The sequence below is a fragment of the Pseudoalteromonas piscicida genome, from assembly GCF_002744175.1.
GTDB lineage: Bacteria > Pseudomonadota > Gammaproteobacteria > Enterobacterales > Alteromonadaceae > Pseudoalteromonas > Pseudoalteromonas piscicida_B.
The window spans coordinates 80878-98954 of record NZ_NKHF01000025.1 but is presented as its reverse complement, the minus strand read 5'-3'; the positions used below and the strand labels follow the sequence as shown (position 1 = coordinate 98954).

Here is an 18077-nt window from a genome sequence, read left to right as displayed (position 1 = left end):
GAACCACTTGAAGTAAAAACCCGTATTGTAATCGCTTCACTGCATTTACACTACCGCATTTCTACTTTTGCCGGCTTTTTCTCAACAGTTCAGGCGAAAAATAATACGATTCATCCGGTTTTCCTCGTAGACTCATCGCTTTATAGTCAATTGAATGCCAGTTTTTAGCGGCTTTAATCCATTTATAGTCAGCTAGGTTTTGCTGGGTTATAACGGTCAGATCAAAAGCCAGTTCATTATGCTTTTGCCAAAAAGGATGACCATGGAAATGATCATATAACGAAACCAACGCCCAACCGCCCATCATAAAGTGACCGCCCACTGACGCTTGCATTTTATTATGTTCAATTAGCTCGAATGTATCAGCCAGCCAATCAAATCCTCCAAAAACAACATGCTGAGTATTCTCTTTCACAGCAGTGATCGCTCCCATTGCCATCAGATCAGATGCACACCAAATTAAGTTGGTTTTTGGATAGCGGATCAAGAGTTTTTTTGTTTTTTCAAAAGCTTGCTCTTTGGACCAACCGGCATAGACCGTTTGCTGTAAAGTTACTCCAACTTCGTCAAAGAAGCGTTTGGCACCGTCACTTCTGATATCGGACTCGGTGCCATAATGACCGTTAATAGCCACAGGGTAAACCGTATCATGACCCTGCGCTTTCGCTTGTAGGTAAAGCTGCTTTGCTAATTCATACCCTGCTTGCGCATTGTCGTGATGCAACTCTCCTAGCCAATGTTTGTAAATTTGCTTCGGTGAGCCAATCGCTCGCTTTTCAGGACCAGATATTGTCTGCTCTAGGGTAATATGATTGATCCCGTACTTTTCGAGTAGTCTAAGGCTTTCTTCGGCACCACCTGGGTAATTAATAAGAATAACGTAATCGGGAGTAGCTCGATAGTTAAGATACTTTTTTAATTCGGCCAACTGAATGATCCGATTACCTTCACCATAGATTACATCAAGGCGAACATTGAGCTGTTTAGCAGCAGCTTCTGTTATCCCTTGTACGCGTTGCCAAAATGGCTCCCCAGGTACTGATGGATTTACAAACAACACATGCATTGACTGCGTTGCAGTAGCACTAAAACATATCATCCATAGCAACACCAAAACTAGGATGTTTTTAATCATAAGCAGCTCTTCGGACAGTTAACGTCTTAAGTAATTTTTCAAATGGGCCTTGCTTAAAAACCTTAAAATAACCATTGGCAACGACTACCTGAATTATAGTCGCTATTGCAAATGCTGCGAAGTAATCTACTCTATTCCAGCTACTAATGGCGTCGGGATGAATAAATTGAAAGTAACTGACAAATACAATGGACTGGCTAAGATATAATGTAAGCGCAAGGCGTCCTACATTTTGCAAAATACTCAATTGCTGCGCGCTTGCCCGCATGCCAGCTTTTAGCACCACAATATAAAAGAGCCCAATCGGAATAGCTAACAACCAATCGATCCCCTCAAAAAACTCTATCCCCGTTTTGCGTTCAATGACAACCCCTAGAAACGACAACATAATTGCGATAACAGCAAACAGGTTGATCTTATGTGTTGGCTCGGGTTTATCCAATTCGAACATGCCGCTTCGAAACAAACGTATGCCAAGTAACATTAACCCAGCGGTATACCAAAGCGTAATAAAGGGAATAAGCAAACTCATGATCACAAAAAATAAGCCATTACGGGCCACGAGCTCAAGGTAACTTGTAGGGAGTTGCTGCAGAAACTCAAAATAGGTATTTGTACTCCTGTCGATTGATGCTTCAGGCTCAATCAATAACAAAAGGCTAAGTAGAGCCGATGGCGCCAGTAGAAATCCAGCCATATATCGCGTGAGTTTTTCTTTACTGGCATCAATAAATTTAAGTGCCACAAAACCACTGAGTGCATAATTAAACAAGATATCGCCGGGCCAAATCAAAATGCCGTGCAATACCCCGAAAACCAATAACCATTTCAGTCGTTCTTTAGCTTGATGCGGAGACCCAGCATTTGCGACTTGAATACACAGTGCGGCACCAAATAGTATTGCGAACAGCGATCTAAACCGACCATCAAAGAAGATGCTATTTACTAAAGCAAAAAATGAGTCTAAGTGATGAGCTGGGTTTGCTGGTACATAGCCTAACTCGAAATTTGCCATATGCACTAAGTTCATAGACAACAATCCAAGTAACGCGAAGCCTCGGATCGCATCCATTGCGACGATTCTATTCATTAATATACACGATTTCTATACATGTCGGCCCAGTTTATCGCAGCAGCATGAAAATCGGGAAGGTTTTCGTCTTTATAATTCAAATAACTACAGGCATCTTGTAACGTCCACCAGCTTCCAGACTCGTACGCTTTAACAATGTTTAAAATATAGTACAAGGTATTAGGTTTGCCTATGAGCGCATCGTGGAGTTGTTCAGGAAAAGGAAGCTTATTCACGACTTGCTCCATGGGCTGATCTAAGATGGCATCAAGTAAAGAAAACAGCCCGGTCATAAAGCTCATGTTAGCAAGGCCTGGCGATATTTGCTGTGCGATCAGCTCGCAAAAGCGAGAACGCACAATAGAGAGACGCGTTAACTCTGTAGGTTTACCCTCGGCCACATGCGCTGTCATAATCAAGTTTACAAACTTTTTCACCCGCTCGTTACCTAAATAAACCAGCGCTTGCTTTAAGGACTCAATGCGGCTTTTAATCGGGAAAACCCCAGAGTTGATTAGCCTTAATAGCTTATATGCAAGCGCAGTATCTTGAGCAAACAACTGTGCTAAACGTGCAATGCTCATATTAGGTTTCAAAGCCTCTTCATAAATAAGCATCACAATCACGTAGTTAATTGTGATGTCTTTATGCTCGATCATTTTTGGCTTAGCAAAAAAGTACCCTTGGAAGAATTGAAAGCCCATTTTTTTGGCTAACTCAAACTCTTCTTCCGTTTCTACTTTTTCAGCTAGTAGTTTGATATTTTTTCTTTCCTTTATCATATCAACCACTGGAACTATGGTATCCAGTGGGTTTTCCATAACATCAAACTTAATTAGACGGATCAATTTTAAAAACGGATCCCACTCCTTTGAATACTGAAAATCATCAAGAGCAAGCCTGAAGTTACTATGAAATAGCCCTCTGATCCGCTCGTAATTTTGCTTAGTAGGCGGAATTGTTTCAAGCAATTCCAAGATCACATCATTTGCAGGAAGAAACTCACATAAATCCTGACGTAGCGAATCCGGCCCAATATTAATTAGCGCTTTCTTTCCTGAAGTGAGATTACGCATGCCGAGATTAAGTTGATTATTCATTATCAGCTTGGCTGTCGCTGCATCATCTGCAATATTTGGAAAACTATTTTTTACACCATCGCGAAACAACAATTCGTATGCAACAACTTGTTTTTTACGATTAAATATGGCTTGGCGGGCCACAAAAACCTTCAAACAAAAACTCCTTTGTACCCAAAGTAATCAATCGCACTTTTGGTTTGGTATTTTTTTAGATTTTAACCCTTTGTGATGATAAAGAAAATCAACCTAAGCTATTAAGAATTAAAATATTAGCTTAAAAGATAATGCAAATTGATAAAAAAGAAAGGCCAAAGCTATCTTTTGATACCTTTGGCCTAGTTAATTGTTTAAAATTTGTTCCAGCTTATTATCGATTCGAGTAGGTAACCTAAACCTGCTAACTATCTATATAATTTTTCGATGTATTTTTGAGCAACACAATTCCAGTCAAAACGCTCCAGCTGCGCCTGTTGGCACAGCCCGTTATACTGACTGACATCATCGTATAAATCTGCCAGCGCTAGTTCAAAAATCGCAATAAACTGACTCCCTTGCTCTGCTAGTGTTTCACCTTCAAAGCAATACCCAGTTTCATTATGCTTCACAGTGTCGGCGAGTCCTCCAACCTTGTGGACAATACAAGGTTGTCCTGCACGCATCGCAAGCATTTGACTAATCCCACAAGGCTCAAAGGAACTCGGCATCAAAAACAGATCACCGATAAGATACAGCAGCTCTCCTATCTCTTTACCATAACCATTTAAGAACAAGACATTAGTATGCCGGGCCATGACTTCAGTAAACAATTGTTCTAAGTAAGGGTCACCAGAGCCTACAATGATAATTTTTGCGCCACGCTGATTTGCTAACTGAGCAATGCTATCGAGGACAATGCCAGACTGTGTTGGCTGTCTTAAAATTAATGCTTTTTGATCTGTCAGTCGTCCAACACTGGTGATGAGCTTACCTGTAAACTCTTCGCTTCTCCAAGCCAGTATACGTTGATGCGCAATATAGTAGCGCGACAGAATTTGATTGGACTTAGCCATCCACTCAAATACGCTTTGCTCTGCGAGCGACAGATACTCAGAAAAACTTGGTTTGGCACTTCCTTCACCAACATCGTCATAAACGCAGCCATTGAGAATACCGGCCAAACGCCCTTCATGTGACGCGTGCTGCATATCGCCTTCCAATCCTTCACCACCAAAAAAGCCAAGCTCTGGGTGGCTTGGGAGCATCACTTCCTTAGCATAATTAGGTGAAACAACGTGCACTTTATCTGAAAGAGTAATTGCCGCACGCATAGGATTAAAGCAATGAGGATATTTTGGGTCACAAATGCTTAAACCATCATAAGTGAGCGTTGGAAACCAAGACTCAAGACTAGACATATCATGATTGAATGGACGCACGCCTTGAAGGGCTAGGTTATGTACTGTGTAAACGGTTTTTAACCCTTTTAAGCGTTTAAATCTCGGGCTAAATTGACGTAGCACTGCAACGACCGCTGCATGCCAATCGTGTAAATGCACAACGTCGATATCCGCTATCAAATCATGCTCTATTAGCTCGGCCACTGCTGCGCTAAAGAATGCGAAGCGATTGGCATCAGTAGCAAAAGGTTGATGCGGATCATTACAGTAGATAGCCCCATGGTGCTCGCTAAATAGTGAATGTGAAATCACATATTGAGTGACCTTGTGGGATCTTTCAACCGACCATAAAGTCGCGGTTTCAAGGTGCTGACGAAACGGTACAGCAATATCCGCAACAAAATCCCTATTTAACGCGGTTTGACCATAATCTGGGGTGACCACCGACACTTGTATACCTAGTTGCGCTAAAGCGTAAGGAATATCACGGATCACATCCGCAATGCCCCCCACTTTACAATTTGGCAGCCGATCATTCTCGGCCGCCACTAAAATTACATGCATATTACCTCTACATGGATCAGTTATTATTTTTACCTGAAATCTCTGCCAACATGTCTCGGGTTACCAATACAATCCCTTTATTAGACACTCTAAAGCCATTCGCCTTGTCTTGCTCATTATCATAACCAATTGTCATCCCTTCAGGAATGTGACAGCTACGGTCGATAATTGCATTTTTAATTTTACAGTTACGGCCTATTTTAACACCTGGTAAAACCACGGCACCTTCAATATCACAATACGAGTGAACATGAACATTAGAGAACAACAAAGAGCGTTTTACTTTAGAACCCGAAATGATACAACCACCGGAAACCGTAGAGTCAACGGCCATACCGCGTCGGTCTTCGTCGTCAAAGATGAACTTAGCGGGTGGTAATTGTTCTTGATAGGTCCAAATTGGCCATTGTGGGTCGTATAAGTCCAGTTGTGGCTCAGGAGAAACCAACTCCATATTCGCTTCCCAAAAAGAATCAAGCGTACCTACATCGCGCCAATAAGGCTGACCACCATAAGAAGGATCGCTAAATGGATAAGCAAATACATTATGCTCTTCTATAATGGACGGGATAATATCGTGACCAAAATCACGACCAGACCCTTCACGCTCGGCATCTTTTTTCAGTTGCTCGAATAAGAACTCAGTGTTAAATACGTAGTTCCCCATAGACGCAAGGCACACTCCAGGTTTACCTGGAATAGAGGTTGGGTCTACTGGTTTTTCATCAAAACGACGCACCCGATTACTTTCGTCAACTGTCATCACGCCAAATGTTTTTGCCGCCTCTTCACAAGGTACTTCGATACAACATACGGTCATATCAGCACCGGTTTCAACGTGTTTTGCTAATAAACCACCATAGTCCATTCGGTAGACATGATCTCCTGACAAGATCATTACATACTTAGGTAACTCATGGCGAATAATATCCATATTCTGGAATACGGCATCCGCTGTACCACAATACCACTCATCACCATAACGCTGTGACGCCGGCAGAATTTCTACCGATTCGCCTAGCTCTTTCTTAAAGTGACCCCATGCACGGTTAACATGGCGGATCAACGAGTGTGACTTATACTGTGTGGCAATTCCAACTCGGCGGATCCCAGAGTTAATACAGTTAGATAACGGAAAATCAATAATTCGATGTTTACCGCCAAAATATACCGCAGGCTTTGCTCGCCAATTGGTCAGTTCGTGAAGGCGCGAACCACGTCCACCCGCAAGTATTAAAGCATATGTTTCTCGAGTGAGGGTACTAATATAACGATTCGCATAATTAGGCATTATTTCTTCTCTCCATAATAACTTTTGTTGCGGTGACTACTGCATTGGACTTAAGCGCCAAATATCATCGCTGTAATCTTGAATTGTTCTGTCACTAGAAAACTTGCCACTCGCTGCCGTATTGAGAATACTCATACGCAACCAATGTTCCTTATCTTTGTATGCTTGAGCTGCATGCTCTTGGCTTTCCACATAGGAAGGAAAGTCCTGTGCAACTAGCCAAGGATCGTTACTGCTCTTTATAGAATTAATAACATCATCAAAGATATTAGGCTCAAACAGGTTAAAGTGCCCACTTTCAAGTAACGCCATAACCCGTTTTAGGTCATTATTACTCTCTATCACTTTTAAGGGTTGGTAGTGGGCTCGGACTTCTTGGGCCTGCTCAGCCGTTACACCAAATAAATAGAAGTTGTCTGCACCGACACACTCTCGTATCTCTATGTTGGCGCCATCTAACGTACCTATGGTAATAGCGCCATTCATCATAAACTTCATATTCCCCGTACCGGATGCTTCTTTACCCGCCGTAGAAATCTGCTCAGAGAGATCGGTAGCAGGACAGATCACTTCCATCTTAGAGACATTGTAATTAGGCAAAAAAGCAACTCTAAGGTAAGGCTTAGCTGCGGGATCGTTATTAATAACATTGGCAACATTATTAATTAATTTAATGATCTTCTTCGCCATGTAATAGCCTGGGGCCGCCTTTCCACCAAAGAGCACACAGCGTGGAACCAGATCAGAGGTATCACCACGGCAGATCCGGTCGTATAAGTGAATCACATGCAGCACATTGAGCAATTGACGTTTATACTCATGTATACGCTTCACTTGGACGTCAAACATCATATTCGGGTCAAACTCAACCTCACATTCTTGTGCAACCAATGTAGCTAAACGTTGTTTGTTGCTCTGCTTTACCGCCAGCCACTGCTTCTGAAACGCGTGATTGTCATAGAAGCGACGCAACTCACTAATTTTTGCAAAGTCAGCTTGCCATCCATCACCAATTTTATCGGTGATTAAGGTTGCCAGTTCAGGGTTGCAATGAGACAGCCAGCGTCTTGGTGTTACCCCGTTGGTTTTGTTATTGAACTTCTCTGGACATAACTGATAAAAATCATTGAATAGCCCGGCTTTTAGTAGTTCGGTATGCAATGCTGCGACCCCATTTACCGAATAACTACCCACTATCGCAAGGTAGGCCATGCGCACTTGAGGATGTTCTGATTCTTCAATCAAAGATAATGCTCGTTGTTTTTCTACATCCCCCGGCCATTTGAGTGCGACTTCGGATAAAAAGCGGGCATTAATCTCGTAAATTATTTCTAACAGTCTTGGCAGTAACCGTTCAAACAAACTCACCGACCAACGCTCTAATGCTTCTGGCAGTAAGGTATGGTTGGTATATGCCATGGTCGAGGTGGTGATTTTCCACGACTCATCCCACTCCAGTTCATAGTCATCGAGCAAAATACGCATGAGCTCAGCGACGGCAATACTTGGGTGGGTATCATTAAGTTGGAAAACATGAAAATCAGCAAAATCGCTAAAATCAGGGCCATATTGCTCGACCCAAGTTGCGATCACATCTTGTAAGCTGGCACTGGATAAAAAGTACTGTTGTCTCAGCCTTAGTTCTTTGCCATTCTCACTGGCGTCATTAGGGTACAACACCATAGTAATTTGCTCGGCAAGGTTCTTTTTGGCCACCGCCTCTGAGTAACTACCAGCATTAAATTCGCTTAAATCAAATTCATCGGTAGCTTCAGATTTCCACAACCTTAATGTGTTAACTACCCCATTACGGTATCCAGGCACAGGAACATCATACGGAACCGCTAACACATCCTGTGTATCAAGCCACTCATGATGTTGTCTGCCATCTTTGTCGGTATGTATTTCGACATGACCAAAAAATTTAACTCTCCTTGCTTGCTCTGGTGCTGCAAGTTCCCAAGGGTGGCCTTCGCGCAACCAGTTGTCTGGTTGTTCAATTTGATGACCTTGCTCACAGGTTTGGTTAAACATGCCAAACTCATATCGCAAGCCATAGCCAACCACTGGAAGCGCGAGCGAAGCACAGCTATCTAAAAAGCATGCAGCCAGGCGACCTAAACCACCATTACCTAAACCAGCATCATGCTCAGCCTGCGCGACTTCTTCAAGCTCAGTACAATACTCTTGTAAAGCAGCTTGAACTTGATCTTCTAAATCTAGGTTTAATACAGCATTAGACAGTGCACGCCCCATTAAAAACTCGAGGGACAGATAAGCTGCTTTACGCGTTTTTTTACTTTTTATATGCTCTTTTGTCGCTCTGCAACGGGCCACCATGCGATCGCGGATGGTCAGCGCTAGGGCATGGTAGAGGTAAAGTCGAGACTCACCCACTTTGTCACGACCTAAGGTATAATAGAAGTGACGCGTTAAATCGTCGCTCAAGGTGTCTTCATCTATCTTTGGTGCATCTTGCCAATGTTTCACGACGCATACTGGCGCACTTTTATTAGCCATGCTTTTCATCCCCTTTGATTGATGTAAATATCCATGCTGACTTAGCTGGAACCTGTAAGTAAGAATCTAGTTCGGGTTTTTGCGGTTCAACCGCAGTACTGATTGCCTGCTGCCAATGGCTAGAAAACGCACTAAATGGCAACTTTATTTGCAAAGCATTATCACTGGCGTTCAAAATAATAAGTAAACTTTGCCCGAGCTGCTGATCGGTAATAGTGTAACTAAGCCACTTTCGACCCGGTTCACGCCATTGTTCAGGTGATAGCGGTTTGGCTTGTTCGTTAAACCAGTTCACTGCAAATCGGCTGTCACTATCGTGCACATAAAACAAGTGGGAAAATGCAGCAAATTGCCGACGAAGCGCTAATAAATCTTGAATAAAGAAGGTAAGAGGGTGATGTTGCTGATGGTTTTTCCAAGCTAACCAACTTGTGCAATTATCCTGACAGTAAGCATTGTTATTGCCATTTTGTGTATGAGCCATCTCAGTACCAGCCGAGATCATCGGCACCCCCTTAGACAAAAACAAAGTGAGTAATGCATTTTTCTGCATGCTAAGACGGAGTTCATTAATTTGTGGATCGGCACTAAATCCTTCTACACCACAATTCAATGAATAGTTTTCACTGTGCCCATCGCGGTTAGCTTCGCCATTTGCTTCGTTATGCTTTTGTTCGTAGGCTGTCCAATCAAACAGCGAAAAACCATCATGACTGGTGATAAAATTAATCGAGTTTAACGGCCCTCTGAGGTTATGCTCAAATAGGTCACTAGAACCATGGATCCGCATTGCAAGCTCTGGCAGTACGCCTTCGTCACCTCGCCAAAAACGCCTCACTGTATCTCTATATTTATCGTTCCACTCTCGCCACGGAGAGGGAAACTGCCCTAATTGGTAGCCTCCTGGGCCAATATCCCAAGGCTCAGCAATCAACTTTACTTTGCTGAGGATGGGGTCTTGATGTATGGCTTGTAAGAATGCATGTTGGTTAGAAAAGCCTGACGCCTGTCTTGCTAAAATGGTTGCCAAGTCAAACCGAAAACCGTCAACTCCCATATATTCAACCCAGTATCGCAAACTATCCAGTACTAACCTAAGTACTGTAGGGTTGGAAATATTCATGGTATTACCACAACCTGTATCATTGATATAAACGTGTGGCTTGCTTGGTAACGTGCTGTAATAGGTAAGATTATCAAACCCTTTAAAGCTTATGGTAGGCCCATCGATCCCGCCCTCTGCGGTATGGTTAAACACCACATCTAAAATCACTTCAATGCCAGCTTGATGAAGCCGCTCTACCATGACTTTAAATTCGTTAATATCGTCATTGACGAGGTAACTTTTATGTGGGGTGAAAAAATTTAATGTATTGTACCCCCAATAGTTTTTTAAGCCCTTGGTGGTTAGAAATTGCTCATTTATAAAAGCGTGCACTGGCAATAACTCGACAGCAGTTACACCTATATGCTTCAAGTGATCGATAAAAACAGGTTCAGCAATGCCTAAATATTTACCTTGATATTTACTTGGAACGTCGGGATGGCGCATCGTTGCCCCTTTTACATGACATTCATAAATTACCGTTTTATTCCAAGGGATATTCGGACGCGTTCCTTGATATTTTTCAATCGCTGTCACTTTGCTCTTAGGCATATCACAGGCGTTGTCTGACGGATTTAAATGGCCAACAGGCAAATGGCAAAAATGCCTTTCACTCCAAGTAAATTCACCAAAAAAATCTTTACAATAAGGGTCTAATAGCAGCTTATTTGAATTAAACAGTAATCCTTTCTCAGCGTTATAATCACCGTCGACTCGGTAGCCATAAAGGTCTCCCGCCTTAGCACCTTCAATAAATAGCGACCAGGTTCCACCTTCATGGCGAAACATGCCCAAGCGATTAACCTCGCTATGACCGCTTTTATCAAATAAGCACAGGTTTACGCGTTTTGCTTTTGGAGCATAAACGCAAAAGTTTACGCCTTTATCTGACACGGTTGCGCCGAGCAAATGAGGATTACCGCGATAACTCGTTAGCATGAGCCACCAGAAATGAGCTGTAGATAGACAGTGGCCAGCGGCGGCACAGTAATATCTATACTATGTTCTAGACCATGACTTGCTATCTCTTTAGACTCAACCAACTGTTGCTTATGGGCAACGACCCCAACACCACTGCCCCAGAATGCCTTGTCATCGGTATTTAAAATCACTTGATAAACACCAGACGTAGGCACCCCCAACCGGAAATGAAAATGCGTTTGCGGAGTAAAGTTAGCCACCACCACAAGCGGCGTTACGCCGTCATTGCCGTAACGAACAAAACTAAAAATACTTTGCTCAGCGTTACCTCCATCAATCCAGTTAAATCCCGTCGATTTCGTATCACACTGGAACAGTTGGGGTGTTGTTTTGTAGGTGGAGTTTAATGCTTTAACACATTCAAATACCCCTTTATGAGCCTCGCTTTCAAGCAACTGCCAATTGAGTTGTTGATTATGATCCCACTCTTCTCGAGGGGCGAGCTCAGCGCCCATAAAGAGTAACTTTTTACCAGGGTGTGCAAACATAAAACCATAATATGCGCGTAAGTTTGCAAACTGTTGCCAGTCATCCCCCGGCATTTTGCTGAGCAGCGATCCCTTACCATGGACCACTTCGTCGTGGCTCAGTGGCAAAATATAGTTTTCAGAATAGGCATACACCATTGAAAAGGTCATTTCATGATGGTGATATTTACGGTGGATGGGATCTTTGGACATGTAATTAAGCGTGTCGTTCATCCATCCCATATTCCATTTATAGCCGAATCCTAGGCCATCGTGTTCAACACTGCGCGTAACCCCGGGCCATGCCGTTGATTCTTCAGCAACCATCATGATCCCAGAGTCCTCACCATAACACTGTGTATTAACCGATTTCAGGCACTCAATCGCACCTAAATTTTCGCGGCCGCCATACTGATTGGGGATCCATTCGCCCTGTTTGCGGCTATAATCCAAATACAGCATCGATGCTACGGCATCAACTCTCAAGCCATCAATCGCGTATTCCTTAATCCAGTACATCGCATTAGATAACAGAAAGCTTTTTATCTCTGCCCTATCATAGTTGTAAATGTAGGTATTCCAATCTGGGTGAAACCCTTGCCGCTTATCAGCGTGTTCATACAGGTGGGTGCCGTCAAATTTATGCAAACCATGAGGGTCGGATGGAAAATGCCCTGGCACCCAATCAATCAGCAAGCCAATTTCTTCACGATGGCAACGGGCGACGAAATATGCAAAATCCTCAACACCACCGAATCGACTGGTTGGCGAAAAAAGGCCAACAGGCTGATATCCCCATGAACCGTCGAAAGGATATTCACTAATTGGCATTAATTGCAGATGCGTAAAGCCTAAAGATTTAATATAAGGAATAAGGTCATCTGCCAATTCGCGGTAAGTGAGATAACGATTGCCTTCTTGCTCTCGGCGTTTCCACGACCCTAGATGCACCTCATAAATACTAATTGGTGCATCCACTCTATTGCGTATTAATTTATTTTGCTGTGCTACTTGGTCCAAGAGAAGTGCGTCTGGTCTTGCCTGCGTAATACTCGCAGTGCCCGGAGCTTGTTCCATTTTAAACGCGAATGGATCCGCCTTTTCGATGCGCTCACCATCAAAGGTAGTAATAGCAAATTTATAGCAGCGGTCGACTTCTAAAGCCGGAATAAAAAGTTCCCATACGCCGCTTGCAGGGTGCAGTCGCATCGGATGTTGTGTGGCGCTCCAGTGATTAAACTCACCAATCACCGAAACCGACAGCGCATTTGGTGCCCAAACCCCAAAACGAAACCCTGTCACACCATCCAGCTCCATTTGATGCGCCCCTAAGTGTAAGTAGGCTTGCGCCTGAGTTCCTTCATTAAATAAATATAAGGCGTCATCAGGCAAACAACTAGCAAATGTGTACGTGTCTCTCGTAGTAATGCTTTGCTCAGGGTAATCTACCTCTAACAAGTACCCGCTATTAATTTCATTGCTCGCTACTGTCAGAGTAAACAAATCACTTTGGCGAAATCGAGAAAGTGTCAACTGTTCTTGCTCAGTTACTACTCTAACTTGCTTTGCCCCCGGCAAAAAACAACGCACCACGGATTGCTTTTCATTGAGTTGATGTAGCCCTAAAAACGCAAACGGATCGCGACATTTTGCCGCTTCCAGCGCAGCTAGTTGACTGTCGTACTTATGGTTTTGTGCATCTTCAAGGTTGGGTCTTGTATTCATCTATAAATTCCTGCTAGTTACTGCATCGCGGATCAACTGACGTGACTGTGCAATAATTTCCTGTGATGTGTGATTAAGTTGCCGTCTCCAATTCGGATATTCTTTGTCGGTACCAGGAATATTAACCGGCAGTCGCTGTTGGTCTAAATCATCAAATTGGAGGGTAAGCATTTTTGCGGGAGCATTTGCAAGTACGTCTATCAGTGCGCCATACACAGCCTGTGCATCACATTCTCGAGTGACAGAGACTGAGCCATGTTGTGCAAGCCAATGGCACAATTTGTCACGTTCAACTGTTCGTTCTTTATGAGCCTTATCTAATTGCTCTTTATTGAGTAATTGGTATTCGTATTTTAGCTGTAAATCATCGTGCTGCCACCAGCCAAAAAACGGTGGCACATCATGGTTTGCAACCATCAATAATGCATGGCATTTATAATCTGCCGGTGCCAAAAACTGACCATGATAATCTTTTTCGAAATAAAACAAGATATTGCTATAAATATGAGATTGGGACATGGCGCTTTTCATTTCAACCGGCACAACACCGAGATCTTCACCTATTATCATCACGTTATGTAGGACGGACTCAATTTTCAGGATCGCCAATAAGTGTTCGAACGGATAATATACGTAACACCCTGTTTGCTGCTGGTCATTAATCAGACACCACCAGAGTCGTCTCAACCCCATTACATGATCAATTCTTAGCCCACCGACACCGGTAATATTGGCTTGGATTAGCTGTTTAAAAAAGCGAAACTGCTGGGCTTTTAGTTTTACCGGATCCAAAGCTGGTAACCCCCAGTTTTGGCCATGTTCAGCCCAAGGATCAGGCGGTGCACCAACTCGCGCGTATTCAGCGTACAGATCTCTATTGTTCTGGTATTCACTCGACCCATCGGCACAGCCGACGGCTAAATCATTGATAAGGCCAATAGCCATTCCCAAGCGCAGCGCTGTAGTTTGGCATTGAGTCAATTGTTCAAACGCAATCCACTGTAAAAATTGGCTAAATTCATCGCCTTCAAACAGCGCCAGTTCTTGTTGTTTATTGCAGCAAAACTGTTCGAAAGCTTCTCGCCACGAGCCCTTACCCTCATTTAGTATTCGCCATGCCACTTTTAACGCATTCACTTTACTGGTTAAACAGTGGCTCATATTTAGGTAGCAACGGCCTTCAGTGTTTGTATTGGCACTAAAATGTGCAAAGAACAAGGCACTATCGAGTTCAAACTGCTCGCATAATAATTCGATAGAAATATAAAACGGATGGAGCAAGCGTCGATCATTTGGACTATATGGACTTGCCTTCTCTGGTTCATCCAGAAACAACAAATGAAGCGGGTTCAATAAAATATAGTCTATTCCCTCCGCTGCACTTACTTCAACCAGCTCCCTTAACTCAAAAAAGTCAGCACTTGGCTTATTACTACTCGGTTTCAATGAGTAAAGCTGGATAGACAGGCCTAACAATTTGTTGTTACACTCAATTGGGTCAAAACAATGTGCAGGAGTGACCCATAATTCAGTGTCGAATTGCTCACCATTTAGCGCCACCTGCGCGCAGTGATAACCTACCTCAATAGGCGAAATGGGCACCGCCAGTTGCACGTAACGCTGGTTTTGATAAATATAATCTCCCACAATCGTCATGTTGTTCACATCACAATTGCAGCGATAGTCAAGTGTTGGAATATTGACAGACAACGTTTGGATTTTTTGCCCGTCTTTCACTCTGAGCAGCAGGCTTGGCGCGTCTTGTTCGACCAAAGTGATCGCTTCAAACGGTGTGAGCCATTTGGCAATATCCAGTTCAAAATTAAGCCTAGCCACTTCGTTTGGATCATCGACATTAATGCCGCACGCCGTTAAAGCCTGAAGCCGAGTTTTATGATCAAAAACTACGTGATCACCTGTGTATTTATGGTACTCATAGCCAATACCATAGAGATAAAGAAGCTGCGCTATATTGTCCATCAACTGACTTATGCTCGAACAGTAGACACTACGCTGTTGTCTTCTCCAAAACCATTCGGCACATAGTCATCAGCTTGATGATCGTTGTCCCACACTTCGCCGTCTATCAAGTATCTGAAGTGGTAGTCTTTATCGGTCGGTAAACGGTGCTTGAGCTTAAACGCGCTATCTTTTTTAACAAATTTCATCGGCTGAGGTTGCCAATCGTTAAAATCTCCAGCAAGTTCAACTGTTTTTGCTTCTGGGTGAGAAAATGAAAATGTAACTTCTGCTTCGTCTTTTGTTTTGAAAAACCGTTTAGTGAGCATATAACCCCCGTTTACCTTTTGTGAGTCCTTATTTCACAGTGACGTACGCTAATACTGCAAACGACTGGTAACTGTGTACGATTTATGTCGAGCATATTGAGAGTATAGTGACTTTAAATTGCAGTAACATGTCTGCAAAAAGTTCGCTTTAAAAATCAACAGCCCTAAGTACAGCAAACAAATATTGAGTTTGTATGACAGTACTAGTTTGGTGCAATTTTGCACCGTGTTGGCGCAATCAAAATCAGATAAGCAGTGATTTCAGTTTGCTATGAGGTCCTTGCAATCACTGAGCCAATCACATCAAAGTCCACAAGAAAGCTAGTTAAGAAGTGTTATCATGTAAAGTGAATTTAACTAATAATTGATCCCGCTCATATAATTACAAAACCAAAGTGAAATTTTTGGTACTTTTGCACGATGAGATTTGCAACTGAATGCTAAAGTGTGTAAAAAACTAATTTAGTGACTATAATTTCAGACTACATTTTTCTACAGCGACATCGTGCAACAGGTTGCGCTACAGAAAGGATTTCGGTCTCAGGTTGACTAAGTAAGGAAGGCTATACATGCCCAATGCAATAAGACTAACAAGTACCCTTTTTCTGGGCACACTATTTGTTGTCATCTTGTTGCATCTGTCGTTTAAAGCACATGTGTTAGAGCTATTTGCTTCTAATCACGCAGTGACTGAACTTGTTGGTGTAACCGTAACCCCCTGGTATGCGTTTTTACTTCACGATTTACGCTTCGCCACTAGCGATAACCACCTTTATGTTACCGTCGAGTCTATGCTCGGTGGCCACAAATACGTTGACGTTATGAGCGTATGGTATGCTGTATTTACGTCTCCTATTACTTTAATCGCAGTCGCCACATTATTAGTGATCATTACTTATCTCTATAGATCTGAGCGCAGATATCGAGATCAAGACGAAGATATTAGCGAGATAAATAATGATGTCAGCGGGATTTTAACCCGACTTGAAGTAGACAGTGCCCCGCTGCACCATAAGTCCTCTCTTGCAAAGCTGAGTCATGCAATTCACGATTTGTCTAGCCACGTAGCTCGAGTAAAACGCCACTCTGAGTCGCAAATTTTTCAAGATAAACTAACCAAGCTGATCGATAGGCACGCTTATATCGATCATATTGAAGCAAAGTTAAAGCAAGCAGAGCTTAACCAACAAAAATGCGGATTATTATTTGTTGATTTAGATGGTTTTAAGCAAGTAAACGATTCTTTTGGTCATAGTTTTGGTGACGAAATCTTGATTCAAGTTGCCGCTCGACTGTCAAAAGTTGTACGCCAATATGGGCTTGAGGATTACCACCCTATTCACGGGCTTGAGCAAAACCTCTCAAGGCTCGGCGGCGATGAATTTTCAATTTTTATTCCAACTCTAAGCGACCCTGGACTATGTACAGACATCGCGCAGTCTATCTTGTGCGATATCGAGCGTGACTTTTTACTGGGCAATAAGTTGGTCAAGATCGGCGCTAGTATCGGCATTGCGGTATACCCCGATAGCGCAGCGACCCCTAACTCTTTATTGCAAATGGCAGATGTTGCCATGTACAGAGCAAAAACCGATGGCCGTGGCATATTCAAAGTTTACTCTCCAGAAATGGGCTCAAAAATGCGGCGCTACCATTATCTGCTTGAAGAGTTAAGGTTAGCCATCTCTGCACAAAGTTTTTACCTTTCATTCCAGCCGATTGTTCACGTTGAGGACTGCGCCATTGATTACTTTGAAGCACTGATCCGTTGGAATCACCCAATAGAAGGTCTAATCCCCCCAGCTGAGTTTATTCCAATCGCGGAGGAGTCTAATCTTATCCTTGAGCTTGGTGATTGGATTTTACTCGAGTCTTGTCGGCAAATGTGCGCTTGGCATAATGCGGGAATGAAGAAAGTAAAGATTTCAGTGAATGTCTCTGGTATCCAATTAAAACATCGAAAAGTATTTGAGTGGGTGAATAATGCACTTGAGAAAACCGGACTACCTGCCAGCGCCTTAATGTTAGAAATTACCGAGTCTACCTTGATCAAAGCCAGTAAAGAAACCATCTCTCAATTACAGCAATGTAGAGATGCGGGGATCAGTATTGCCATAGATGACTTTGGCACTGGTTTTAGCTCACTAAGCACACTTGCCGACCTACCCATTGATGTTATCAAAATAGACAAACTATTTATTACTCAAGCTAATAGCAATCCTAAATACCGTAAAATTCTTAACTCTATTAGTGAGCTTGGACAACAATTAGAGCTGAAAATAGTTGCCGAGGGAGTTGAGCACACCGAGCAGTTTGAGTTAGTGAAAAACCTTGGGATCAGTTGTGTGCAAGGTTATTTAGTCAGCCGACCTGAAAGCTCGAATAATGTGGGGACGAAAGTACTGAAAGGAAACGTTAACCATATTGCCGCCACTGGAACCAGCATTTGGTTACCAGAGCAGGTCGGATAA

General features: G+C 42.9%; 11 protein-coding genes. 1 reads left to right on the top strand and 10 read right to left on the bottom strand.

From position 1 onward, the window contains the following. Positions 1 to 61 precede the first annotated feature (61 nt). The 10 genes from CEX98_RS05820 to CEX98_RS05775 form a co-directional block, all read right to left on the bottom strand. The gene (locus tag CEX98_RS05820; protein WP_099641169.1) at positions 62 to 1135 is read right to left on the bottom strand and encodes an ABC transporter substrate-binding protein; all 1074 of its coding nucleotides are present in this window, start codon (positions 1133 to 1135) and stop codon (positions 62 to 64) included. Continuing rightward, a complete protein-coding gene (locus tag CEX98_RS05815) occupies positions 1128 to 2225 on the bottom strand; it encodes a DUF418 domain-containing protein (protein ID WP_242441641.1) in 1098 nt (365 codons plus the stop codon). Before CEX98_RS05815 ends, CEX98_RS05820 begins: the two co-directional genes overlap by 8 nt. Then, the gene (locus tag CEX98_RS05810) at positions 2225 to 3442 is read right to left on the bottom strand and encodes an EAL and HDOD domain-containing protein (protein ID WP_099641167.1); all 1218 of its coding nucleotides are present in this window, start codon (positions 3440 to 3442) and stop codon (positions 2225 to 2227) included. The genes CEX98_RS05815 and CEX98_RS05810 overlap by 1 nt, the downstream gene beginning before the upstream one ends. A gap of 248 nt (positions 3443 to 3690) precedes the next feature. Beyond that, complete coding sequence (locus CEX98_RS05805) at positions 3691 to 5229, bottom strand: glycogen synthase (protein WP_099641166.1); 1539 nt, start codon at positions 5227 to 5229, stop codon at positions 3691 to 3693. A 16-nt stretch (positions 5230 to 5245) separates the two neighbouring features. Beyond that, complete coding sequence (gene glgC, locus CEX98_RS05800; protein WP_099641165.1) at positions 5246 to 6520, bottom strand: glucose-1-phosphate adenylyltransferase; 1275 nt, start codon at positions 6518 to 6520, stop codon at positions 5246 to 5248. A 36-nt stretch (positions 6521 to 6556) separates the two neighbouring features. After that, positions 6557 to 9040, bottom strand: a complete 2484-nt coding sequence (locus tag CEX98_RS05795; protein ID WP_099641164.1) for a glycogen/starch/alpha-glucan phosphorylase — start codon at positions 9038 to 9040, stop codon at positions 6557 to 6559. Continuing rightward, a complete protein-coding gene (gene glgX, locus CEX98_RS05790; RefSeq protein WP_099641163.1) occupies positions 9033 to 11084 on the bottom strand; it encodes a glycogen debranching protein GlgX in 2052 nt (683 codons plus the stop codon). The genes CEX98_RS05795 and glgX overlap by 8 nt, the downstream gene beginning before the upstream one ends. Continuing rightward, a complete protein-coding gene (gene glgB, locus CEX98_RS05785; RefSeq protein WP_099641162.1) occupies positions 11078 to 13318 on the bottom strand; it encodes a 1,4-alpha-glucan branching protein GlgB in 2241 nt (746 codons plus the stop codon). Before glgB ends, glgX begins: the two co-directional genes overlap by 7 nt. After that, positions 13319 to 15298, bottom strand: coding sequence for a 4-alpha-glucanotransferase (malQ, locus tag CEX98_RS05780; RefSeq protein ID WP_099641161.1), 1980 nt, complete (start codon positions 15296 to 15298; stop codon positions 13319 to 13321). Between the two features lie 8 nt (positions 15299 to 15306). Beyond that, positions 15307 to 15606, bottom strand: coding sequence for an isoamylase early set domain-containing protein (locus tag CEX98_RS05775; RefSeq protein ID WP_099641160.1), 300 nt, complete (start codon positions 15604 to 15606; stop codon positions 15307 to 15309). Positions 15607 to 16175: 569 nt separating this feature from the next. On the opposite strand from CEX98_RS05775, the gene CEX98_RS05770 reads away from it, so the two are divergent. After that, positions 16176 to 18077 carry a putative bifunctional diguanylate cyclase/phosphodiesterase gene (locus CEX98_RS05770; protein WP_099641159.1) on the top strand — a complete coding sequence of 634 codons (1902 nt, stop codon included), beginning with the start codon at positions 16176 to 16178 and terminating at the stop codon, positions 18075 to 18077.

Coding starts and splice junctions, on each gene's coding strand:
- glgC (WP_099641165.1), bottom strand. CDS start 6,520: ATGCCTAATTATGCGAATCGTTATATTAGTACCCTCACTCGAGAAACA.
- CEX98_RS05820 (WP_099641169.1), bottom strand. CDS start 1,135: ATGATTAAAAACATCCTAGTTTTGGTGTTGCTATGGATGATATGTTTT.
- glgB (WP_099641162.1), bottom strand. CDS start 13,318: ATGAATACAAGACCCAACCTTGAAGATGCACAAAACCATAAGTACGAC.
- glgX (WP_099641163.1), bottom strand. CDS start 11,084: ATGCTAACGAGTTATCGCGGTAATCCTCATTTGCTCGGCGCAACCGTG.
- CEX98_RS05815 (WP_242441641.1), bottom strand. CDS start 2,225: ATGAATAGAATCGTCGCAATGGATGCGATCCGAGGCTTCGCGTTACTT.
- CEX98_RS05795 (WP_099641164.1), bottom strand. CDS start 9,040: ATGGCTAATAAAAGTGCGCCAGTATGCGTCGTGAAACATTGGCAAGAT.
- CEX98_RS05770 (WP_099641159.1), top strand. CDS start 16,176: ATGCCCAATGCAATAAGACTAACAAGTACCCTTTTTCTGGGCACACTA.
- CEX98_RS05775 (WP_099641160.1), bottom strand. CDS start 15,606: ATGCTCACTAAACGGTTTTTCAAAACAAAAGACGAAGCAGAAGTTACA.
- malQ (WP_099641161.1), bottom strand. CDS start 15,298: ATGGACAATATAGCGCAGCTTCTTTATCTCTATGGTATTGGCTATGAG.
- CEX98_RS05805 (WP_099641166.1), bottom strand. CDS start 5,229: ATGCATGTAATTTTAGTGGCGGCCGAGAATGATCGGCTGCCAAATTGT.